This window comes from Providencia hangzhouensis, assembly GCF_029193595.2.
Classification (GTDB): domain Bacteria; phylum Pseudomonadota; class Gammaproteobacteria; order Enterobacterales; family Enterobacteriaceae; genus Providencia; species Providencia hangzhouensis.
Window position 1 is genome coordinate 3,885,401 of record NZ_CP135052.1, and the last position, 23,781, is coordinate 3,909,181.

Here is a 23,781-nt window from a genome sequence, read left to right on the forward strand (position 1 = left end):
AATTACAGGTAGTTTAAAGCGTAAGTTGCTTGAGAAATGATGCTACCAGTTTCAACTTTGCTACCATTTGCTTCAACACGTGCACTGAATACTAATTTATTTGGACCATCCGCTAATGGCAGCTCAACACTGGTATCACCAACTTTCATTGTTGCGCCATCTGCGTTGATTAAACGAACACCAACACCTTTAGAAGTACCTGTATTAGCCAGTAATTCTTTTGCTGTAGTATCTGGAGTACCCGTGAAAGTTACTTTAACTTTGCTAACTGCAGGGAAGACAACTACATCGCTAGCATCTTTAACTTCACCTAAATCACAGTTTTCTAACTGGATATTATATTGAACGCTTTGGCTATATTTGTTACCAGTTTCTAATACTTTATTTGCAACTTGGCCGAGGTCAACGTTAATTGTACCGTCACCTGGGATTGAGCAAGGTGCATTAATAACTTTACCAGTAAAATTGATGACACCACTACCTTGATCTACAGGTGCTGCCTGTGCAATACCAAATGAAGAAGCGATAATTGTAGCTAATGCAATCTTAGTTAATTTCATTTATATTTTCCTATAAAAAGACGACAGATGTACCAATCACCTAATAATCAATAAATTACTAGGTTGATATTTATTTGCTGAGAATGTAAAGGTAAAAATAAGAAAGTTAGATTTTTACTAAAAAAATAAAAACACTACATTTTTATTTTTTTAGATATTTAGTTAACTTTAAATATGAATATTTTTATAATTAGATTACTCTTAATTTTTTAAATTAATTACTTTCTTTATTGATAAAAACATCATCAATAAAAAAGCAAATCATTTCTGTATCTAAAGCGTTAGCAAGGGTGTGCAAGTTTTCAATATTTATATTGCACTCACCCCTTTCATAACGTGAAATCTGTTGTTGGCTAACACCAACAAGATTAGCTAATTCGATGCCTGAAAGCCCTAAATGCTTTCTTCTTTTTCTAATCTCTCTGCCTACTATCCGATTTACATTTATCATCAACAATAGCCCAAAATAACCTAAAATATTAAATGGCTAAATTATATTACAAATCAAAAAATTTCACATAATAAATTGCACTGATTATATAAAAAATCAAAAAAGAACAAACCAATTAAAACACGAAATTTGAGTTAATTATAGTTTTCAATATATAAAAGTAAAACTGTTTGTAACGATCGATAGAATAAATTAAAGCCACTGAAACCTATCAATATTTCATTTTTTTAGTTTGCATTATCATATAAGATAAAAAACACATAATTCATATTAGCTATTATTCTTTTTGAAATAAACAAATAATATGCAACTAATTGATATTAAAGAAAAATAATAAATTACCACTATCAATGGTAACATCCAAAAATATAACAACGCCTTAATTTATAATGGAATGAAGGCATTTATAATTAATTTTATATGGTATTCATTGATTCCTAAGTATTTTTATATACTTATTTTTATAAATTAATTTATTTTTTACATTTTTAATGTTTGCTTCAAAAAAACAACTAACAATGGTTTTTTTATTCTTATCATTTAATTTAATTTAATTTAATAGTATTTTTAATTACTCACAATAAGAGTTATAGGATATAAAAAACTGCAATTTTTTTTTATTGGTCGCTATCTACTCATAAATAAATCAAGTTATTCATATTAAGAGTAATAACAATATTGATAGCCATCGATAACTCACATTTCGAGTAAAAAACAACAATCACCAACAAAAATAACGTATAAATAACAATATGTTATACTTGTTTCCAATTGTAACAAAACACAAAAGTCTATTGCAGATCAACAAGGTAAAAATGAAATATAACAAAAAGAAAACATAATAATTGCACTTCTGTGAACTATAAAACGAGTAAAACAAGAGTTTTACCTCGCACTTTCACAAGAAATCAGTCAAAACAACAAGGGAAATGCTTACTATTATTGTGTGTTGCACATATAGCTTAGGTTAAATTTGTGCTTTTAATACCGAGAATAAAGAGCATTTGTATGCTTGATTCACTAAATGAAAGCATTTCATTGAGGAATAATTGACCTGATACGCTTTAAACCAAAATGGGCAGCATAGGAAGATTACACTTAACTAGGCTATTTTTCCGTATTATATATATTTCAACATCTCTTTTTACGTTAATTTATGTATAAAAATGCTAATACTGATGACCAGACAGATTCATTCAATAACCTATCGTTATGGAATGAGAAAATAACTCATTATTTTTAGCTCAAATAACATGTTTTTATTTCCCTAACTAAGGAGATAAAAATGATGCCAGCACAATCACTGCTTCGGGTTGCAACAGTCCAGTTCCAACACCGTCCTAGCGACAAAACCTACAATTTAGAACGTATCCATGAGTTTATTACTCAAGCCGCCCAACAGAAGGTAAAAATACTGGTTTTACCTGAAATGTGTATTACTGGTTATTGGCACGTGCCGAAGCTACCAGATGATGCCGTTTATGCTTTAAGTGAAACTTTACATGATAGCCCGTCATTAGCATTAATCCGCCAACGGGCCATTGAATTAGACATGATTATCGGGGTTGGGTTGATTGAAAAAGGGTTAGATGGCAAATGCTACAATACTTGGGTCGCTTGTATGCCAGATGGCCAATACCACGCTCATCGTAAATTACATGCCTTTGAGCACCCCGCCATTCATAGCGGAGACAATTACACTGTTTTCGATACGCCATGGGAAGTAAAAGTTGGTATTTTAATTTGCTGGGATAATAACTTAATTGAAAATCCACGCGTCAACGCGCTACTTGGTGCAGATATTATTCTTGCCCCCCATCAAACAGGTGGAACTCATTCGAATAGCCCTCATGGCATGAAACCGCTCGACCTTCGTCTCTGGGAAAATAGAAAACAAAATCCTCAAGCATTATTAGATGCATGTCAAGGGGAACATGGGCGCGGATGGCTAATGCGCTGGTTACCCTCCAGAGCCCACGATAATGGCGTGTTTTATTTATTTAGTAATGGAGTTGGCTTAGATGATGATGAAATTCGAACCGGAAACGCCATGATCATAGACCCTTACGGGCGAGTAATTAAAGAAAGCTGCGCAATAGATGATGATATCGTCATCGCGGATCTTGAATTAGATTTATTGCCTACCTCGAATGGCCGTCGCTGGTTAACCGGAAGACGCCCTGAGCTCTACCGAATCATCACTGAAACTCTGGGTTACGAAACGGATATTCGCCATGTCCGTTTTGCTTCTGAGAATCCCCCTTATCATCAAGAAAAGCAATAATAGTTAAAGTCAATGGCTCATAGCATTCATAATAGAAATGTTATAGCGTCTTCTATTATCAGGAACTGGCTAACAACTATGGATACTCGACTACTCCGTGCATTTATCACTCTCGCAGAGACAAAAAATTACCGCGAAGCCTCATCACGCCTATATATTAGTCAGCCAGCTTTAACAAAACAAATTCAACTTCTTGAGAAACAATTGGATATAGTACTATTTGAGCGGGGACGTCATGGTGCGGTACTATCAGATCATGGCCGCGCTTTACTGCCTTACGCAGAACACACGCTAAACCATATGGCGGAGCTGTTAAACCAAGCCGCCGCTCTTAGAGAAACTCCCCCGCTTTCTTTAAATGTCGGATTCGGTATTGCAACTTTTCACGAAGCCTCTTTTTTTGTTGCCCGTCTGAAAGAACAACTCCCCAATGTCACCATTCTATTAGAGGACATGCCCTCACATGTCATGAGAGAGAAGCTTGTTCAGCACCAGTTAGATATCGCATTTACCCGTAGTGATAAGCAAAACTCAGTGGAATACCTTGCCAGCCGCCCATTGAAAATTGAAACACTGGCGCTTGCTGTCACCAAAGACCAACAGCCACATAGTACAATCAATGATTATTTAGCCCAATATCCACTTCTGATGTTACGCGCACAACGCGGTCAGGGTCTTTATCAACAAGTTCAACATTATTTGCAATCTGAAAATCTGCATATCACGCCACGACAAGAAGCCAGTGACATTCAGACTCTAATTGCGTTAGTCGCCGCTAAGGTTGGCATCAGTCTTGTCCCATATAGCGCCAAGCAGATTGGTGGAGAAAATATCGATTTTATTCCAATTCAGGACAATGCAAATGCTCAATGGCAAGTTGATTTAGTTTGGCAAACGACATTACCGAAGACATGGCAGTCGCTTATTGAGAAATTGGTTGAGGAAACGTCAAAACAGACAATAACCCATATGTAAATTTGAGCTGATTTATCAAACTATACGAAACTGCTATTTATCGTCCATGTGATATTTTTAACTTGGTGATCCTAACTTTTTCTACGCTAGTACATACCATTATTTCTTGATTAAAAATAACAAGATTATTACCCGTACTATCGAGAGAACTCGCAAACTTAATGCCGTCAACGCCTGTAAAAACTTTGATGAATTCACAGATAAATTGAGTTGGAATATAGTCCAGATCTGAGTCGAATCGTCTCATAGGTTGGGATAAGTCTAAGCTGATCTTTTGCCTCAGCAATGTGCCTTTAATCTTTTTATTAATCTCGTTAGGGTGATAAAGGGAGGGGGTTTCTGTAAAATCAGCAATAGCAACTCTTGTAGTAACCGTTGAATCTAATTGAAATTTAGCTACCGTGACCTCATCCAAAAAAGTGGCTCGCACCTCATAAAGTGTTGTCGACAAATTGTCACTAAGGTACAAGTACGGAATACCTATTGGATTAGCACGACCTGAAGTCGTTAAATATTTAGGAGGACAAAGCATTTCTGTTTCATTAAAAGGATCTTGCCCCTCTTTTTGATGAAGTCTCGCTCGATAAAAAATATCACTTGGGCTTATGACAACTTGGCTTTGAAAAAAACTGTCCCAGCCAAGATCTTCTGTTAAATAATTGATATCTGTAAAATATCTTTTTTCCCACTTGAGTTGCTCTTTTAGCTGCTCCCAATAGTTTATGTTTTCATAGATTTCATCTATATAATCAGCACCATCACTCGCGCGAATAAAGTTTGTATCAATATTTTGTATAACATAATTTAGAACTTTATCTGCACACGTTTGGTTTTTAAAAAAACTCCAATCTCCCTGTAACAATTTAGATAAAGACGTTCCATGCTCTTTTGGAACTAAGTTAGTAAATAGTTCTGCAAAAAAACCATATAGCTCATCAACCCTGACAACGTCTACATCTAATGTTTTGCAAAAATCACATTGATTAATCTCACGCTGAGATATAATAAAGCCAATTATTTCAGTATCTGAAAAACATTCTTTACAAACAAATTTCATATATTAAATTGACCTTATATTAATTCATTTATAACTAACACATGATTTTTAATCGATATTTTTTTAACTGTACCTAAGCCTGGGTATTTTTTATCAGTAAAATATTTTCTCAGTTCATCTATCGCAATATTATCCAATGGTAATGAATCACAAAAAGTGATGGCCTTCTTTGTTGCCTCTGCGAATTTACCTTGTACGTTTTCTATTGAATCATTAGATTCAGATGTAAAATGGCTAATCCAAACCTCATTAGTAACCTCACTCTTCGGATAGGTGAGATGGATCACCACCGCCCTAGGAGTACTACCACCATCGACAAAATCACTAGGCAATATCGTATAATCAGAGAAACCTTGGTAGCCATCCTCTTTATAATAGAGATGCTCCTCAGTAAATTTATGCGCAGCTATATCCAAAAAATCGGAATTTCTTTGTTGTTTTTCAAATAAATCATCTAATCTAATGTAGTTTATATCAAGTAATTTCATATACTTGTCTAACCCTCGATACTTATTAGGGTCTAATAACATTAAATGGGAAATTTCATCTCGGGTAGATAATTCTTTCAACTGTTCTTCATCAGAAAATTTATCTAAACAAACTATCAAGCAATTTTCCAGATTATACTTATCTATACAAGAAAGAATATAATTACTGTTATCGGTATATATAAATGCAGGTAAATATGTTTCCCCATTTAATTCTTTCAAGTAATTCAATACATCATATCTATCCCCTGCAATCTCACCACAACAAGGATTAACGATGAGAAAAGCCTTAAAATTTTTCTCTTGAAAAATATTACATGCTAAATTCAATCCACTAAAACTAGATTTAACAGGTTCTAAAACCGGCATTACCTTATTATTTACAATGCCAGATGTAGCGAGTTCCCTTAAGGAAATCAGTTCAAACTGCCTTGCTCTTAAATATGGAAAATACATAGTTTACACCGTATTCGTTTTTAGTTTACTAATCAAATCCTCTCTATCCGTCTTTTTTAAATTTAAAGAAAGGCATATCTGATTAAGCTCATTATTTAGTTTATTAAAAAACAAATTATTAACTTTTCGTTCCTTCATTGCTTCAATAAACAAATGATTCAACTGATTATTTTCAATACTTGAAATTAACTCCTTACAAATATCAAATTGATTAAATGAGTTCATCATTGGCAACTCTTTATAGTAATTTTTTGATATTTTTAAATATTCCTTAGTGTGCAAAACATTCATCAATGTATCAATATCAACATGCTGATTTACTTTTGGCTTACGTTCTAAGTTAAACGCATTACAATCATTACTATATGAAATAACCCCAATAGAATTATCAAAATCGATATATCGCCCCAAATGCTCATGAGGGACGATAATATAAACCTCATTAAATAATTTTTTATACTCTTGGAGTTGATTAGATAACCGATAATCCTTATCTAAAATAGACTTAATTTCAAAAGCTTTCGATACACCATTAAACATAGCTAAATCTGCAATGGCATTTCCAATGCGAAATTCATTAAATATTATGGAACTATTACATCCCAATTCTTTTTTAAGCCACTGATTTAAAAATTCATTTTTTAAAACATACTCATTGGGATAATGCTTTAGCAATAACTTATAGGTCTTTTTTACAAAAGATAAATAGGTTTTACCTTTGTATTTTTCATATAGCTGATATCTATGTAGTTTTACATCAATTGATTTAAAATCGCCTTTAAACCAACGCGATACCTCACTTCTCAAAAAAAGAGAAGATAAGTCTCTAAGCTGATTCGAAGGATATGACATTTTATGTACTCTTTTCAGTATGGATCATTTATGCGTTTATTCTCTTCTATTATCTAACACCTTGAGCCATTATTCAATAACATAAATTTTACTTATTAATTGATATGATTCGTAAAAATAGCAAACCACTGTCAGTGGCAAACGTACAATTTGTAATCTTTCGGTAATATTGTGGCTTAAGACCTTTTCCATTTTGAAGTGAGTCTTCAGAATAAAATGTCTTCTTCCTCCTCGTCTTCACCAAGGCAAAAAAAACATAAAAGTAAGAACTAAGAATAATTCCGTAATTCCTATATATTAAATATTTGAACTTTGATATTTATTGTCAATATTATGATGAGATAGGCACTACTTATATGTCTGGTAATAGGTCAATCACCCCACTAAAAATCATTGCTTCTGGTGTGGCACTACCTGAAAACAAAATTTACTCCTCAATGCTTGATGAAAAGCTCAATAAACCAAAAGGTTTTGTTGAAAAACATTCAGGTATCGAATATCGCTTCCATGCAAGTCATACCGATTCACAAGCAGTGTTAGCTTCCCTGGCGATTCAAAATGCATTGCATGCGAACCATATCGTACCAAGCAGTATTGATATGCTAATTAATGCGTCTGCAATTCCCGTGCAAGCTTTGCCTTGCTCCGCAGCGCATATCCTTGAACAATCAAATTTAAATCAAGGGATTGCCTGCTTTGATGTTAATTCAAGTTGCATAAGCTTTATCACTGCGCTACAGGTTGCTGCGGGGTTATTAGCCACCAGTGCTTATCAACGCATTGCAATTGTTTCTGCGGATATCGCCTCGCGTGGTATTGATTGGCAAGATAAAGAATCATCGTTGATTTTTGGTGATGGTGCAGCTTGTGTTGTTGTGGAAAAAGGGGATGGGAATAGTGGAATTATTTCTTACACACACACCACTTATACCGCAGGCATTGATTTTTGTGAGATTCGCGCAGGTGGCACAAGACGCAATCCACGTGCAGGGATGACCGATGATGATTTTCTGTTCCATATGCAGGGGAAAAAATTGTTTCGCCTCGCATCTTCTTTGATTGAAGATTTTATGCAACAGGTTTCCAGTGAATCAGATATACAACTCAAACAAATTGGTACCGTGATCCCACACCAAGCAAGCCATCTTTCTTTAGAACATATGCGCCAACGTGTGGGCGTAACAACTGAGCAATTAGTCGATATCTACTGCCATCGTGGGAACCAAGTTGCGGCCTCTATCCCTTCAGCATTACACGAAGCAATTATCACAGGCCGTTTCTATGAAAAACCCAGTGCCATGCTAATTGGCACTGCCGCAGGGTTAGCGCTGTGCGCCATGGTATTAGTGCCATGAAGCTCCTCGTCACAGGTGCCACGAGTGGCCTTGGTAGAAATGCAAGTGAGTACTTACTGGGGCGAGGTTTTGAAGTCGTCACTTGTGGGCGAAACCCGCAAGCAGGAGAACAGCTAGTAAAGATGGGAGCTGAATTTATCTCTTGTGAACTGGCTCAGCTTTCTTTGCAACAGGCCAAAGAGATGATGACTGGCTGTGATGCCATTTGGCACTGCGCTGCTCTTTCTTCACCTTGGGGCAAACGTCAAGATTTTGAGACAACAAATGTTCATGCAACTCAAATTTTAGCTACCGCCGCGGGGGAAGCCAAAGTCTCACGCTTTATCCATATTTCCACCCCAGCCATTTATTTTAATTTCACCCACCAGCAAAATATTCATGAGTCCACGGTTAATAAACATTTCGCTAACCAATATGCCAGAACAAAATATTTAGCCGAAACTAGGATTGAGCAGTGCGTTAAGCAGTTTCCGACAACTCGTTACACTATTTTGCGCCCTCGAGGTTTATTTGGCCCCCATGACCGCGTTTTGCTACCGCGTTTGCTCGCCCAAATAAAATCACGTAAGGGAAAATTGGTGTTACCTAATGGGGGAAATAACCATTTTGACCTCACCTATGTGGGAAATGTGGTTCACAGCATGCAGTTGGCGACTTTCAAAGAAATACTCCCTAATGGCGCCATTTATAATATTACCAACCAACAGCCCCAAGCACTAAAACAGACATTAAATCAGTTATTTAGTGAGCTAAACTTAGATTGCGAAATTCGTTCAGCCCCTTACCCTTTACTGTATGTTATTGCCAGCCTATTAGAAGCCATTGGCTATTTAACGGGAAAAGAACCATTACTCACTCGCTATAGCCTTGGCGCAGCCTATTTCACCATGACATTAGATAACCAAAAAGCACAGCAAGAACTGGGTTACTATCCTTTATATAGTATGCAACAAGGTATTCATTTGACGGCTAAATGGCTGAAACAACAGGAGAACCCATGCTAAAAATTCATCAATATGAGGTGGGTTACTGCACACATCCAGGCTGTGTGGCTTTAAAAGGTGCTAGTTTTAAATCCTGTAAATTCCCAGCAAGAGCATGGCTGATTGAAGATGAACACCAGCGTTGGCTATTTGATACGGGTTATGCCACCCATTTTTATGATCATACGCGCCATGGCATTATGCGGTTATATCGAACCGTTACCCCAGTGTATTTCGAAAGCAAAGACGCCCTTGTCAATCAATTGGCTAATGATGGCTTAAAACCTAATGATATCAATGGGGTGATTTTGTCCCATTTTCATGGTGACCATATCGCGGGGCTACGTGACTTCCCTGACATCCCCATTATTTGCTCAGGAGATGGCTGGGCTAAAACACGCCCTTTAACAGGGTTTGCTGCATTGAAAAATGCCTTTGTCAGTGGTCTTCTACCAGAAGACTTTGAACAACGTACTGTATTTTATGAAGGTTTCCCAAAGGTGGCGTTACCGAATGAATTACAAGTTTTGGGCGAAGGCTATGCGGTAAATCAACAGAAGACGTTATTCATTGTGCCGCTTCCTGGGCATGCTGCAGGGCATATTGGTTTGTGTGTACTAACTGACTCAGGCTGGATATTGCTCGCAGGTGACGCAGCATGGTCTCCCACTAATTACCGTGAATTGCGCGGCCCTATGGCCATTGCCAATATCATCATGGATGATAAGCAGGCTTATTACGAAACACTCAATAAATTACATGAAATTGATAAACGCAATGTGGTTATCCAACTGTGCCACGAAGGGGATTTATTGTGATCCTCTCGATGCTTTGGCATTACTGGCGCGCTCGTCATTTGACGTTTCGCAACCGTGACGAGCTAGAAGCTTATCAACAAAAACGTTTGGCACATTTTAAGCGCAAAGTGCTATCGAAAAGCCCTTACTTTCAGCGATATATCAATCAGCCATTATCTAATTTTCCCATTATGAATAAACAAGTCATGATGGATAATTTTGATGAGATGAATACCGCCGGGCTTTCTAGCCAAAAACTTCTAGAATGTGCACAAAAAAGTGAGCAATCTCGGGATTTTGCCCCTAAAGTAGGGCGCTACAGTGTCGGGTTGTCCTCTGGAACCTCAGGCCGTCGAGGCCTTTTCGTTGTTAGCCCAGAAGAACAAAATGTTTGGTCTGGCAGCATGTTAGCTAAAATGCTACCTAAAAGTCTGTTTAGTGGTGAACGTGTTGCTTTATTTTTACGTGCTAATAATAACCTGTATGAAAGTGTCAATAACCGTTGGATTTCACTGCGTTTTTATGACCTTTTTGCAGATTTTGACCTGCAACTTACTGCACTTGAACAATATCAACCATCAATTATTGTTGCGCCAGCCCAAGTGCTATGCGCAATAGCTGACGCCATTAACCAACAGAAACTTCAACTAAATGTGCAGAAAGTCATTTCCGTGGCTGAAGTATTAGAACCCCATGATAAACAAAAATTACAGAATTGCTTCCCCAATGTTGGAGAGGTCTACCAAGCAACGGAAGGGTTTTTAGGCTGTACTTGTTCTCATGGTACTTTACACTTAAATGAAGCGTTTGTGCATATTGAGCCTAATTGGCTTGATAATAACCGTTTTTCGCCGATTATTACGGATTTTACCCGTAAAACACAGCCTATCGTTCGTTATCAACTGGATGATGTGTTAGTGGTGAAAAAAAACACCTGCCCATGTGGCTCCCCTGAAATGGCGATAGAACGCATTGAGGGTCGTTGTGATGATTTACTGCAACTTCCAGGCTATAACGGCAAAATGGTGACGATTTTTGCAGATCCCTGTGCGCGGGTTATTGTGAATCACTTACCTGTTACTGCTGATTTCCGCTTAACACAGCAAGGCAACTCATTATATTTACAGGCTGAATGCTCTCCCATGGAGTTATCCCATTGCCAGCAACAGCTAGCAAGTTACTTTGCAAGCCAACACGTTGATATTACGCAATTAGATTGGCAATTATCATCAGCCGCTATTACGCAAGCACTCTCGGTTAAAAAGCGACGTATAACCCGTAAGGAAGTAAAATGAACAACAGGGAATTATTCACTCGCTTTATCTATTGCCTACTCGGCTGGGGAACCGTAGGTATTGTTTACCAATATACCGGGCAAGTGACTGGGCAAGCTCATATTTTACTCCCTAGTGAACTAGATAATGCCGTCCCATTTTCCCCCGATGCCATCTGGCTTTACCTCTCCTTTTTTCTGTTTATCCCACTTGGGTATTTTCTCTGTCCCCTAAGAAAAACGCGCCCACTTATGTATGCCATGCAACTCTGTGCGCTGGTTTCTGGGGCTGTTTATTTGTGCTACCCCACGACTATGCTGTACCACGATTACGACTTATCAACCTTATCCGGACTGGCTTTATCTGCTTTAATGAATATTGATAGCCCACAAAATTTACTACCTTCTCTACATGTCTCATTGACTCTCGTCGTACTGAATGCATTATGGTCAACACAACAAAAATTTCGCACGGTTCTAGCCGTAATTTGGGCCCTTGCTATTTGTGCTTCTGTATTGGTGTTAAAACGCCATTTATTTATTGATGTGGTCACTGGCGCACTCACCGCTTGTGGGGCATTAGTGATTGTTCACACTGCGAAGTTTGTCTTAAAGAGAAACACTAATGAATGAATTAACCTTTCCGATTGTTTTCATGTTAGCGGTTGTGGTCGCAGAAGGTTTGGTGATAGCCAAAACACAAAAAGGAACCGTTAGCTGGCAAGAATTGGTGTTCAACCTGAACTCTGGCCATATTATGCTGTGGCTGTTTAGAGGGTTAGAGATTTTTTGTTACGGCTTTGTCGTGACCCACTACTCATTCAATCTCGTTGAAAACTGGCCAACCGCACTGGTGTGGGTGTTTACGATTTTTGCTTGGGACTTTGGCTTTTACTGGCTACACCGTTTACACCATACTTACCGTGTTTTATGGGCCGTTCATGTGGTACATCACCAAGGGGAGCACTATAACCTATCATTAGGCGTGCGTAATTCGTGGTATTCATCACTCACATCAATCCCATTCTTTATGTTGCTGGCACTAATGGGGATCCCATTAGAAGTGTTTATCACCGTTTCAATATTGCACTATACCATTCAATTTTTTAACCACAGTGCGCTGATCCCGCGTTTGGGTTGGTTGGAGAAATTTATGGTAACGCCACAGCACCACCGAGTTCACCATGTGAAAGAAGGACACTATTCCAACCGTAATTTTGGCGGCAGTTTTATTTTTTGGGACAAACTATTTGGTACGTTTTCCAAATTACCTGAAACGGAACACCATTTTGGCATCAAAGGGGCTCCTGCTTCTGAAAACCCATTTATTGATAGTAATTTGCCTTTTTGGCGTATCATTAAACGTCGTAGTCAACCCAAGGAAAAACCCGCACCATTATTTCGCGCGAACCAAATCGTATTAGTAATGGGAACACTTCTCCTATTTAGCCTAGTTATTGGTTATGTCTATATTTATGGCTATGGTTATCAGGGAACGACTCAACAGCAAGTGATTTTATTTATCTTATTAGCCTTAGGTACCGTGGCACTATCAGGTATTTCAGATGGCCGCAAAATTGGCCTGATGAGCTGGTTTTTTATCGCTTGCTTACTATTAATTTGCATTTTATTTATTTGGCAATGGACAACGCCATTTTGGGTAATTTTTACCACGGCTCTGTGGCTGCATAGTTTATTAATGTTACTTGGTATCGGCCGAAAACCCATACAGGTGCGTGATGTCGCCTGAGCCGCTAAGGCCGTTAGGCTACCAACACCGCCATGATCAAGCGTTCCAAAAAGCGTTGAACAAGGCCGCTAAACACTATTTACAACAGCGTGCAGATCACCGGTTCGCTGACTTACGCTTTTATTTAAAAAGCTTGGTTTTAATCTTGTGCTGCCTAGGCAGTTACGGCATAGCGCTATGTGTTAACGTGTCTTGGGCTTTTTTTATTTTTTATCCCCTGTTTATCTGTTTCGCATTATTATTGGCAATTAATTTAGTTCATGATGCTTCCCATAATGCGATTTTCAAACAGGCCAAAGCCAATTATTGGCTCAATTTTTGGGTCACTATTCCGTTGGGTTTAGACCCTGAATGTTGGCGAGTCAGGCATATTATTTTTCACCATGCTCACACCAACATTCGTCATTATGATTTAGATATCGAAGAAAATTTTGTCTTGCGCCAAACCCCTTATCAGCGCTGGTACCCGTTTATGCGAGCTCAGCATCTGTATTGGCCATTAATTGCCGCAATGACTTTCCCTGCATTGATTTGGTTCTTTGATTGGATGGATAGATTTCATATGACGCGCGTCGCTCCTCATATGCGCCATCAAGGCCGTCGTGGTATTGGGGCATTTTTATTGGCTAAGTTACTACATTTGATTGTTGCAATAGTCATACCTGCGTTTGTTATCACTGATATCAGTTTAGGTACCTTGCTACTCACTTACTTATTTAGCCAAATGCTTGCCTCCCTCGTATTTGTTGTATTAATACTTGGCACCCATTGGGCGAAAGCAACTTTTTATACGCCCCCCAAAGAAGGCAATATGCCGCATGGTTTTTATACTCATACTTTTTCAACCACTTATGATTGGCAAACCACACCTCGTTGGCTAACCTATTGGTTAGGCGGGTTAAACTTACATCTTACACATCATTTATTTCCGAATTGGAACCACCGCCATTACCCTGCACTTGCTAAGATCATTGAGCAAACCGCCGAACAGTTTTCGATGGATTATCATTGTATTAGCGCGAAAGAACTGTTTGTTTACCAACAACAATTTTTAAAAGAGATGGGAACGGGCAAGCAAGCGGATGAGCACTGAGCCAAACAACCCAGTGCTTACTTCGCTATATTGATTATCTGTCGATAATAATATTTTGATTTATGACGCTTTTTTCACTATTTCCTACCATCTGAGCAAATTTCTCTAATGGGTCAGTCCGAAAAGCATACAAACGTTTGAGCGCAAAAGGGTTATCCCCCAATTTAACTTTTCCTTGAATCGTAGTGACGGCAAGATGTAGCCCCGCATCTTTAGCCGCATCCATCGCTGATTGGTTATAACCACCAAATGGATATGCAAGGTAACGCTGCTCAGGTTCGAAACGGCTTAGAATTCTCATCGATCGTTTGAAATCCAACATGATCGTATGTTCTTTCCGGCTAAATAAAATGGGTGAATTATGATTATCTAAACGATGTAAAAAGTGAGTATGAGATTGGATATTAAAAACGTCTCGGCTATCTTTTATCTCTTGTTTATTCATAAATTGTAAGTCATGCGCTGACCATTTTTGTGGCTGTGTTTTAATCCGCGAAGAAATAATAAATAGCGTCGCCTGCTGGCGGTTATGCCTTAAAATCGGTAATGCATAGCGATAAACTGATTTTAAACCATCATCAAATGTCAGCACGACTGCTTTACCTGGTAAGTTAGCAGATTTATTCAGATAATCTTCCACATCGGCAAGCGAAAGCGTTTGGTAACCCGCCTGTTTTAAATAATTCATTTGTTCACGAAATGCTTCCACAGATGTCGTCGTTGACGTGTCACGAAAATGCTTATTTTCACTGTCTTTGAGAATATGGTGATAAGTTAAAATTGGAATGCCTTTATCTAATGCTACATCATCTAAACGCACATAGCCCAGCCTATCCCCTAGGCGAATCGTTAGCCAAGCAGTCTTTTCTCCTGCTTTATCCGTTTTAATCATCCGTGCTAACACAGGGTAGCGCAGGTTTTCCCATAAAGAGGCAATTTGCTTACTATTACTCTGAGTTGAGTTATATACCGCTGTTTTTTGGTGCGTGACCAAATAATCATAAATGGGATTTTGTAAATCATTTAGCCTATCCACTTCAGGTACATAACGCGGTTTTTGGTTAGAAAACGATACTGTTTTTACAAAGGCATACCCATTGCCAAACTGCATTGCACAATAATCCCCCGAAGGAGAATAGGCATAAAAACCGTGTTCTGCATTGAGTTCTGCGACGGCTCGCATTTCTCCAGCAATCATCGCAAAAATAATTTCAGGCTGTTTTGTTTGCACTAGCTTTGGTGGGATGTCTGCCAACTGCCAATCGTCAGTGTTGTTGACGGTCTCAGAAGCCAAAGATTGGGGAAGATAATTCGTAAATAAAATACAAAGCAATAAAAGAAATCGTTTAGACATGTTTTATCCACTATAAAGCTGGGTTTCCGCCATTATTCTAAACCTACTCTAGATTGAACCCCATACCCTGATAAAAATTTTTATTGTTCCCTGCTTCCCACTATTTTCACCTATTAAGCTGTTATACCAATTTTAAAGATACGCCATAATCTATCATACAAAATAAAGAGATCTAGCTCATATTTATCAGTAAAAAGCACCATACAGGCACAATCTGTAAATCATTTGACAGTTTAATCCACTTCCCACTGTTAGATTGGCATTCAACCACCTTACAACACCTGGGAACAACAATGAAAATAAAAGAAATTAGTACTTTTATCATGCACGTACCTGTCACTAATGACCTAATTGGTGACTCAACTCACAGCATTACCCATTGGGGGATGCCGGGTGTCATGATCAAAACAGAATGTGGATTAGTCGGTTATGGCCACACAGGGACACATGCCGACATCACCACTGACCGTTTAATCACCACTATTATTGAAGATGTTTTCGGCCCAATGTTACTCGGCGAAGACCCAACAGAAGTGCGCTATTTACATCGAAAACTCACTCGCAGCTCAACCAATATCTGGGTAGGTCGTGGTGGTTTGATGCAAATGGCGATTTCTGCCATCGATATCGCCCTTTGGGACCTTAAAGCTAAAGCCGCAGATCAGCCGCTATGGCAACTGTTTGGCGGTTCAAAACACAATAAAGTTAACGCCTATAACACCGACTGCGGTTGGTTAGTGCGTAGCCAAGAAGACTTAGTCGATGATTGTAAAAAAATGATCTTCGAAGAAGGCTTCAAAGCAATAAAAATGAAAATTGGTAAACCAGATCCACGCGAAGATCTACAACGTATTGAAGCTGTTCGTAACGCAATTGGCGACGATATCGACCTAATGGTCGATGCAAACGGTAAATGGGATATCAGTATTGCCAAGCAATATGGCCACCGTTTAAATGATTTCAATATTAAGTGGTTTGAAGAACCATTATGGCATGATGATGTCGCCAGCCATAAACAGCTTGCTGCTTATATGGATACACCTATCGCATTAGGTGAATTACTTTATCACAATGATTCATTTAAAGAATTTGTCTTGGCGGGTGCGGTTGATTACTTACAACCTGATGCAACACGCTGTGGCGGTTTAACAGCGGTATGGGAAATTGCTGACTTAGGTATGGCCTTTAATTTACCAGTGACACCACACCATGGCGATATGATGCAGGCACAATTGCATCTGGTAATGGCACATCCCGCTTGTTCTTTACTGGAATTTATTCCATGGACACTGGATTGCTTTGTTGACCCAGTCGAAGTCATTGATGGTGTTTATACCACACCAACCGCGCCTGGGGCAGGTACGACGTTAAAACCTGAAGCATTAGCCAAATTTAACGTGAAATAATGATCATTCCCTTTTTCAATATTTCATTTCTAACAACATGAAAAAGGGAAATTAATAACAAGAATTATTCATTTTAAATTACTTATTTATACTCTGAATAATTCATGGTGCAATCAACAACACTGCAACTTGAAGTATGACGAGTACATTAGCTCTATACTCTACTCTGCTGGTTATTCAGCGGCGGGCTAAACACATAATAAAAATGAATAGATAACATTACTATCTTACAAAAAACTGGGGTGAACCATGTCCACCAATACGGATCATTTATCATCGGCTACCAGCAAAGCAATACGAAAAATAATACCTATGGTGGTATTAATGTTCATATTGGCTTATTTAGACCGTTCAAATATTGGTTTTGCAAAACAAGAGTTTCAATTAACAACTGGGTTAAGTGACGCTGCATACGCATTTGGCGCAGGGATCTTTTTTATCGGCTACGCACTATTTGAAGTGCCAAGTAATATTCTGTTGTACCGAATTGGCGCTCGGGTATGGTTATCGCGCATTATGGTCACATGGGGGCTAGTCTCTGCCGCCATGATGTTTGCTCATGATGAAACCACCTTTATTGTGCTGCGTTTCTTACTTGGTGTCAGTGAAGCTGGCTTCTTTCCGGGGGTTATTCTGTATTTAACCTTCTGGTTCCCACAAAATATCCGAGCACGGGTGACAGGCTACTTCTTATTTGGGGCACCACTGGCGTTTATCATTGGCGGCCCATTATCTGGCTCATTATTGTCGTTAGAAGGAACTTCATTTGCCTTCGGTTTATACGGCTGGCAGTTAATGTTTGTCGTAGAAGGTTTATTAGCGTCTATTGTCGGGATTTGGGTGTTCTTTTACCTTGATGACCGCCCTGAAAAAGCCAAATGGCTGACAGCTGAGGAAAAAAGTGCACTTTCCGCTAAATTAGCCTTGGAAGAAGATGCCAAAGCAGGCCATAGCCCGAAAGGCGCCTTGAGAGCATTATTAGATATGCGCGTTCTCTACCTGTGTCTGATTTGGTTTACCGTTCAAGTATGTGGCTATGGGATTTATTTCTTCTTACCAACCCAAATCGGTACGTTGTTGGGCAGTAAAGTCGGCATACTTGTAGGCTTTGTTACCGCCATTCCACCACTGTGTGCGGCGATTGCGGTTTATTATGTACCTCGTATTTCAGAACGTCTAAAAGAACGTCGTAAGGTCGCTGCCATCACCTTTATGTTAGGTGCGGCGGGAATTGCGGTTTCTGGTTTATTCGATAGCATTCCCGTCATTGCGATTATTGCCCTGTGTGTGGCAGCGGCTGGTCACTTGGCGATGCAGCCTCTGTATTGGAGCTTCCCATCTGCATACTTAGGCGGCACCGCAGCTGCATCGGGTATTGCTTTGATTAACTCAGTGGGTAACTTAGGTGGTTTTGTGGCACCAAACTTACGAGTTTGGGCTGAAACTACCTTTGAATCTGCCCGTGCAGGACTCTATTTTATCGCATTGGTCGCCTTTATCGGTGGTCTGTTGATTCTGACATTAAAAAGATTAGGTATTGAAAAACGATTTGAAGATTAATTAATTATCTTTTAAATCCCTCCCGAGCCACATTAATGGCTCGGGTTTTCTATTACCCTATTTCTTATTTATGAGGTTTACTCGAATATTACGGCGGTTCATGATTGAACATAACCCTACCAAATGTCATGATAAAGTTAGCCAATCATGCAGGGAGCATTCAGATGAACATTGCGGTACAAAACAGCCAATTAGTTCTAACGCATGAAAATATTCTTGAAATATTAAAAACAAATAGTTGGTTTAGTAACTTACCTGATTATTTGATTTCCATCTTAATGACATGCGCCACATTACGTTTCTATCCAGATGGTGAAATGGTTCACTATCAGGGTGACCCTGCTCGTGGTCTATATGCGGTGATTCAAGGTTCAGTAAAAGTAAGTTCAATTTCCTCAGATGGCCGTGAATGTGTATTTCGCTATCTTTCACCAGGCAATTGGTTTGGCGAAATTGCCATGCTAGATAAATCAGCGCGCACCCATGATGCCAAAGCGATTAGCCCAACCATTTTACTGACAATATCACCGAAAGACTTAACCATGATCTTGGAAAAACACCCCGTTTTTTACCAATTTCTGAATATTTTACTCTGCAAAGTGATTCGTAATGCCTTTACCATTATCAATGACAGTGCCTTATTATCTGTTTCAGCCCGACTCGCCAAACGCTTATTGAGCTTAGCAGAAGGCTATGGCGAACCTCATGAAAAAGGAATTCAACTAAGCTTATATCTCACACAAGATGACTTAGCGACCATCATTAATACCACACGGCAAACCATCAATAAGCGTTTAGTCGCATGGGAAAAACTAGGCTGGATTGATGCAAAATACGGGAAAATTATTTTAGTTAACCTCCCCGCGCTGAAGCAAATATCGGAAGATGATGAGGAATAACTAGCTGTTATCATCCATGGTTGGGCTATCTGCGAAGAAATAGCGATCCATGGTGAATTCGAAGTCATCACTGGTCGCATTGAATAACATTTTTTTGGTATTTTCCAAATGTTGCCACATAGCTTGCCGCGCCCCTTTAGGGTCTCGACGCGCTAACGCCTGCAAAATTTGGTCATGTTCATCGCACCAGCTCTCAATCGAACGGTTATCAATGTGCTCATGAAGCTTGAGCCAGTAAGGGTTACGTAAGCGTTGGCTCCACATTTGCTCAACGATCACCACCATCGCACTGTTATGGGTCGACGCGGCAATTTGCATGTGAAAAGCAAGATCCCATGTTGAATCACGAAAACGATCCTCTTTGCGAGCATGCTTTTGAATATCAACTAGTTTTAAAATATCTTCTTTGGTGGCTTGGGTCGCGGCAAACTCGGCGATATGGCTTTCAATCAGTTGCCTTGCTTGTAAGAGCTCAAACGGCCCACAGCGGCTAAACTCTAATCCCGTTTCTGTATTGACTGAGTTATTAGACCGATTACTAATAACATGTATGCCAGATCCTTTGCGTACATCCACATAGCCTTCTACTTCTAACATAATGATGGCTTCACGGATCACAGTACGGCTCACCTTCATTTCGTCAGCAAGTAACCGTTCCGCAGGTAATTTAGTGCCAACTGGGTATTCGTCATTTTCGATACGTTCTTTGACCAGAGCCGCAACTTGTTGGTATAGGCGCGGTTCACTCTCTTGTGAGCTCATTATTTTCTCCTTTCACATAACCACCCGACTCGCTGGCCATCAATGTCCACAGTATAACGAAATTTTTCGACGATGGGTGAAATAGAACTTCACTAATAAATAAATCGCAATAAATTGGTATAACATCTTTTAAAGTTATAAACCAGACCGTATAATGAATGAAATTTAGACAACAAAAGATCATTCATACTTTTTATGGCTGATCATGCTTAATCCGATTTCCAGTTCAGGGAACGCAATATGATAAAAGATATAATTAAAATACATCCCAATGACAATGTCGCCATTACTTTAGTTAACCGACAAGCAGGGGAAACCATTAGTGTTGCAGAGCAATCAGTAACATTAAAACAAGATGTTGACCGAGGGCATAAAATTGCCCTCACCTTGATTGAGGCTGGCAATAATATTGTTAAATATGGCGCTCCTATCGGCCATGCAACGACTACCATAACGGCTGGAGAGCATGTTCATACTCATAATACCGCCACCAATTTAAGTGCCTTAAATGATTATGAGTACCGCCCTGAACACAACACAATTGCCGTTACACGGCCGGATCCAGAAGTGCAAATCTATCGCCGAGCAAATGGTGATGTCGCTATCCGTAATGAAATTTGGGTGATACCAACAGTCGGCTGTGTTAATGCACTGGCGAGAAAAATGATCGAACGCTTTAATAAACAACATAATGGCGCTTCTGATATTGATGGTGTTTATCTTTATAACCATACTTTAGGGTGTTCCCAGCTCGGTGATGACCATTTAACAACCCGTACTATTTTACAAGATATGGTTAAGCACCCTAATGCAGGTGGCGTTTTAGTCATCGGTTTAGGTTGTGAAAATAATCAAGTCGCCGCCTTTAAAGAAACATTAGGTGACTATGATGATGAACGCGTGAAATTTATGGTATGCCAACAATTAGATGATGAAATTGAAGCCGGTGTAGAGCACCTTAATGCACTTTATCAATTAGTACAGCAAGATAAACGTGAGTCAGGCAAACTGAGCGAAGTGAAATTTGGTCTTGAATGTGGTGGATCTGATGGCCTTTCAGGGATCACGGCTAACCCATTGTTAGGCTGTTTTTCTGATTTTTTAGTCAGTCATAACGGAACTACGGTGTTAACCGAAGTACCTGAAATGTTTGGTGCTGAACAAATTCTAATGAACCACTGCCATGATGAACTGACGTTTGAGAAAACGGTCAATATGATCAATGACTTCAAACAGTATTTTATTGCCCATGACCAGCCAATTTATGAAAACCCATCTCCAGGTAATAAAGCCGGAGGCATTTCGACACTCGAAGAAAAATCCCTCGGCTGCACACAAAAAGCTGGCACTAGCCAAGTAATGGATGTTTTAAAATACGGGGAGCGCCTGACAACCCCAGGATTCAACTTGTTAAGCGCACCGGGTAATGATGCCATTGCCACCAGTGCCTTAGGAGCAGCTGGCTGCCATATGGTGTTATTTACAACAGGTCGTGGCACGCCATATGGTGGCTTTGTCCCCACCATGAAAATTGCGACCAATAATGAATTAGCCGCCAAAAAACCCCATTGGATTGATTTTAATGCAGGTGCCTTATTAACAGGAAAATCCATGAATCAGTTATTAGATGACTTCATTCAGTTGGTTGTCAAAACCGTTAATGGTGAACCTACAAAAAATGAAATCAATGATTTCCGTGAATTAGCAATTTTTAAAATGGGCGTCACACTTTAAAAACAAATTAATCCCTATTGCTTTGGTTATTATTAAGCAATAGGGATATAACTAACTATTTATATTTATTAACTTTTTCCTACCGACCTTACTTTCTATCCTAAGCCATAAGCCCATTTATTGTGACACGAAGACAATAAAGAAAAGTCACCATTTCCCTATTTTTAAGATATGGTAGGATCCATTTCGTAATGACGAATTTTAATTTATTAGCAGGGTAAATAATGATAGACCTAAAACTTAGAGAGGCCAGAGACAGCCTTTCCACCAAAGAAAAACAAGTCGCTGAGTACATTATTGCTAATAAGAAAAACATGCAAAGTATGAGCATTCAATCCCTAGCCCAAGAAAATAAGGTCAGTACCACCACTATCTTGCGCCTGTGCCATAAGTTAGGCTACCAAGGCTTTAGCGATCTAAAAATTGATTTAATTTCATCGATTAATCACAAGTCTTACGGCACTCTACTACAAGAAGATATTGATATTAATGATTCAATGGAAACCGTTAATCACAAAGTAGGATTGATTGAAAAATCATCCATAGAAGAAACTTGCGCTTTGGTCAATTTAAATGCCTTTAAGCTAGCAAATGAATTAATTAGTAAGAGTAAAAAAATTGTCATTTATGGTGCAGGCAGTAGTGGATTAGTTGCAAAAGAATTTGAATATCAACTAATTAAAATAAAAAAAGATGTTAATTGTCACCTTGATTACAGCATTCAATTTAGTATCGTGAATACATTAGATCAGAACGATCTTGTCATTGTCATCTCTCATTCTGGTGAAAACCACGAATGTATCAAACTACTCACTCTTGCCAGAGAATTGAAAGTTCCGACCATTGCTATCACGAAAATGGGGCAAAGCTCGGTGTCATCGCTAGCAGAAACAGTCTTGCACACGATCTCCACGGAGCACGTTTCAAGGCTTATCCCTATTCGCTCAAAAATTTCGCAACTGACTGTAATTAATATGCTGATTACTAATCTATTTATTAAACAATATGATGAAAGAATTCAAAAACAAATTAGCACTCGTGCGGAGCGCTTTTCTCGCTTAAATAGCAATAACTAATCGGCTTTCTCCTCCTTAATATCTTCTATGTGGCTCTAAGTAGCCACTTCGATCTTGCTCACAAAAATGACCCTTTCTAGGAACTCCCCCTTTTCATTCCCCTTTTTTGTGATATTGTTACTTTAAAATAAATATACAAAAGTAATTTTATTACTAAAATAAAAAATAAATATAAGGGGAAAAAATGAGCTCTCAAATACCTATCATACTGGCTAGCCATGGGCCTTTTGCACAAGGGTTATTGGAATGTGCTGAAATGCTAATCGGCTCTCAAGAAGATATCAGCGTGATTTCTATCCAAAGAGAAAGCAACATTAATGAGGTAAAAAAATATTTATTTGAAACATATCAAAATGTTAATAAAGGCGATGGCGTTTTAATTTTAGTGGATTTATTAGGCGGTTCTCCTTGCAATTTAGCCAGCGAGCTCGTTATTACCCAAAATGATGTTGTGCTGTACTGCGGAATCAATGTTCCTACTTTTCTCGAAATACTCAGCAACCGAGACCTCCCTTTACATGAACTTCATCAAGTCATTAATGATGTATTCCCTGACAGTTGCCTTAATGTCGGTGAACAACTTAAACCATTAGCACAAAATGATAGCGAACTTTAG

General features: G+C 38.8%; 22 protein-coding genes. 15 read left to right on the plus strand and 7 right to left on the minus strand.

Going from position 1 to position 23,781, the window contains the following annotated elements; translation table 11 throughout:
* Positions 1-2: 2 nt before the first annotated feature.
* The gene (locus PZ638_RS17760; protein ID WP_004259129.1) at positions 3-560 is read right to left on the minus strand and encodes a fimbrial protein; all 558 of its coding nucleotides are present in this window, start codon (positions 558-560) and stop codon (positions 3-5) included.
* A gap of 214 nt (positions 561-774) precedes the next feature.
* A complete protein-coding gene (locus PZ638_RS17765) occupies positions 775-1,011 on the minus strand; it encodes a helix-turn-helix domain-containing protein (RefSeq protein ID WP_004259130.1) in 237 nt (78 codons plus the stop codon).
* Positions 1,012-2,299: 1,288 nt separating this feature from the next.
* Here PZ638_RS17765 and PZ638_RS17770 point away from each other — a divergent pair.
* Entirely contained in the window at positions 2,300-3,295 is a 996-nt protein-coding gene (locus tag PZ638_RS17770) for a nitrilase family protein (RefSeq protein WP_272674545.1), read from the plus strand.
* Positions 3,296-3,373: 78 nt separating this feature from the next.
* On the plus strand, positions 3,374-4,270 hold the full coding sequence (locus tag PZ638_RS17775) for a LysR family transcriptional regulator (protein ID WP_094961563.1): 897 nt from the start codon (positions 3,374-3,376) through the stop codon (positions 4,268-4,270).
* Between the two features lie 37 nt (positions 4,271-4,307).
* Here the strand turns inward: PZ638_RS17775 and PZ638_RS17780 are convergent, their stop codons facing one another.
* From PZ638_RS17780 to PZ638_RS17790, 3 genes are read right to left on the minus strand one after another with little or no spacing between them, the layout of a single operon-like run.
* Positions 4,308-5,327, minus strand: coding sequence for an RES family NAD+ phosphorylase (locus tag PZ638_RS17780; RefSeq protein WP_094961564.1), 1,020 nt, complete (start codon positions 5,325-5,327; stop codon positions 4,308-4,310).
* A gap of 14 nt (positions 5,328-5,341) precedes the next feature.
* On the minus strand, positions 5,342-6,271 hold the full coding sequence (locus PZ638_RS17785) for a sce7725 family protein (RefSeq protein WP_094961565.1): 930 nt from the start codon (positions 6,269-6,271) through the stop codon (positions 5,342-5,344).
* A 3-nt stretch (positions 6,272-6,274) separates the two neighbouring features.
* On the minus strand, positions 6,275-7,123 hold the full coding sequence (locus tag PZ638_RS17790) for a sce7726 family protein (RefSeq protein WP_094961566.1): 849 nt from the start codon (positions 7,121-7,123) through the stop codon (positions 6,275-6,277).
* 356 nt (positions 7,124-7,479) lie between these two features.
* Between PZ638_RS17790 and PZ638_RS17795 the strand changes: the two genes are divergently transcribed.
* The 7 genes from PZ638_RS17795 to PZ638_RS17825 are packed head-to-tail and all read left to right on the plus strand — an operon-like array spanning position 7,480 to position 14,374.
* Positions 7,480-8,478, plus strand: coding sequence for a 3-oxoacyl-[acyl-carrier-protein] synthase III C-terminal domain-containing protein (locus PZ638_RS17795; protein WP_094961567.1), 999 nt, complete (start codon positions 7,480-7,482; stop codon positions 8,476-8,478).
* Positions 8,475-9,482: an NAD-dependent epimerase/dehydratase family protein gene (locus PZ638_RS17800; RefSeq protein WP_094961568.1), complete on the plus strand. Its 1,008-nt coding sequence runs from the start codon at positions 8,475-8,477 to the stop codon at positions 9,480-9,482. Before PZ638_RS17795 ends, PZ638_RS17800 begins: the two co-directional genes overlap by 4 nt.
* Complete coding sequence (locus PZ638_RS17805; protein ID WP_094961569.1) at positions 9,476-10,279, plus strand: MBL fold metallo-hydrolase; 804 nt, start codon at positions 9,476-9,478, stop codon at positions 10,277-10,279. The genes PZ638_RS17800 and PZ638_RS17805 overlap by 7 nt, the downstream gene beginning before the upstream one ends.
* Positions 10,273-11,553 (plus strand): F390 synthetase-related protein, encoded by a 1,281-nt coding sequence (locus PZ638_RS17810; RefSeq protein ID WP_172412240.1) that lies wholly within the window; start codon positions 10,273-10,275, stop codon positions 11,551-11,553. Before PZ638_RS17805 ends, PZ638_RS17810 begins: the two co-directional genes overlap by 7 nt.
* Positions 11,550-12,164, plus strand: a complete 615-nt coding sequence (locus PZ638_RS17815) for a phosphatase PAP2 family protein (RefSeq protein WP_275612179.1) — start codon at positions 11,550-11,552, stop codon at positions 12,162-12,164. The genes PZ638_RS17810 and PZ638_RS17815 overlap by 4 nt, the downstream gene beginning before the upstream one ends.
* A complete protein-coding gene (locus PZ638_RS17820) occupies positions 12,157-13,281 on the plus strand; it encodes a sterol desaturase family protein (protein WP_094961572.1) in 1,125 nt (374 codons plus the stop codon). The genes PZ638_RS17815 and PZ638_RS17820 overlap by 8 nt, the downstream gene beginning before the upstream one ends.
* Positions 13,271-14,374: a fatty acid desaturase family protein gene (locus tag PZ638_RS17825; protein WP_206277434.1), complete on the plus strand. Its 1,104-nt coding sequence runs from the start codon at positions 13,271-13,273 to the stop codon at positions 14,372-14,374. The genes PZ638_RS17820 and PZ638_RS17825 overlap by 11 nt, the downstream gene beginning before the upstream one ends.
* A gap of 34 nt (positions 14,375-14,408) precedes the next feature.
* Here PZ638_RS17825 and PZ638_RS17830 read toward each other — a convergent pair whose 3' ends face one another.
* Positions 14,409-15,728 carry a polysaccharide deacetylase family protein gene (locus tag PZ638_RS17830; protein WP_004259157.1) on the minus strand — a complete coding sequence of 440 codons (1,320 nt, stop codon included), beginning with the start codon at positions 15,726-15,728 and terminating at the stop codon, positions 14,409-14,411.
* A 293-nt stretch (positions 15,729-16,021) separates the two neighbouring features.
* On the opposite strand from PZ638_RS17830, the gene PZ638_RS17835 reads away from it, so the two are divergent.
* The 3 genes from PZ638_RS17835 (at position 16,022) to PZ638_RS17845 (ending at position 19,593) form a co-directional block, all read left to right on the plus strand.
* A complete protein-coding gene (locus tag PZ638_RS17835; RefSeq protein ID WP_004259162.1) occupies positions 16,022-17,134 on the plus strand; it encodes a mandelate racemase/muconate lactonizing enzyme family protein in 1,113 nt (370 codons plus the stop codon).
* A gap of 249 nt (positions 17,135-17,383) precedes the next feature.
* Positions 17,384-18,694 (plus strand): MFS transporter, encoded by a 1,311-nt coding sequence (locus tag PZ638_RS17840; RefSeq protein WP_004259164.1) that lies wholly within the window; start codon positions 17,384-17,386, stop codon positions 18,692-18,694.
* Between the two features lie 164 nt (positions 18,695-18,858).
* A complete protein-coding gene (locus PZ638_RS17845) occupies positions 18,859-19,593 on the plus strand; it encodes a Crp/Fnr family transcriptional regulator (RefSeq protein ID WP_099975398.1) in 735 nt (244 codons plus the stop codon).
* Here the strand turns inward: PZ638_RS17845 and exuR are convergent, their stop codons facing one another.
* On the minus strand, positions 19,594-20,355 hold the full coding sequence (gene exuR / locus PZ638_RS17850; protein WP_004259169.1) for a transcriptional regulator ExuR: 762 nt from the start codon (positions 20,353-20,355) through the stop codon (positions 19,594-19,596).
* Positions 20,356-20,595: 240 nt separating this feature from the next.
* On the opposite strand from exuR, the gene PZ638_RS17855 reads away from it, so the two are divergent.
* From PZ638_RS17855 to PZ638_RS17865, 3 genes are all read left to right on the plus strand, one after another.
* Entirely contained in the window at positions 20,596-22,089 is a 1,494-nt protein-coding gene (locus tag PZ638_RS17855) for a UxaA family hydrolase (protein ID WP_144140528.1), read from the plus strand.
* 224 nt (positions 22,090-22,313) lie between these two features.
* On the plus strand, positions 22,314-23,165 hold the full coding sequence (locus tag PZ638_RS17860; RefSeq protein ID WP_004259175.1) for a MurR/RpiR family transcriptional regulator: 852 nt from the start codon (positions 22,314-22,316) through the stop codon (positions 23,163-23,165).
* A 184-nt stretch (positions 23,166-23,349) separates the two neighbouring features.
* Positions 23,350-23,781, plus strand: coding sequence for a PTS sugar transporter subunit IIA (locus PZ638_RS17865; RefSeq protein WP_206277433.1), 432 nt, complete (start codon positions 23,350-23,352; stop codon positions 23,779-23,781).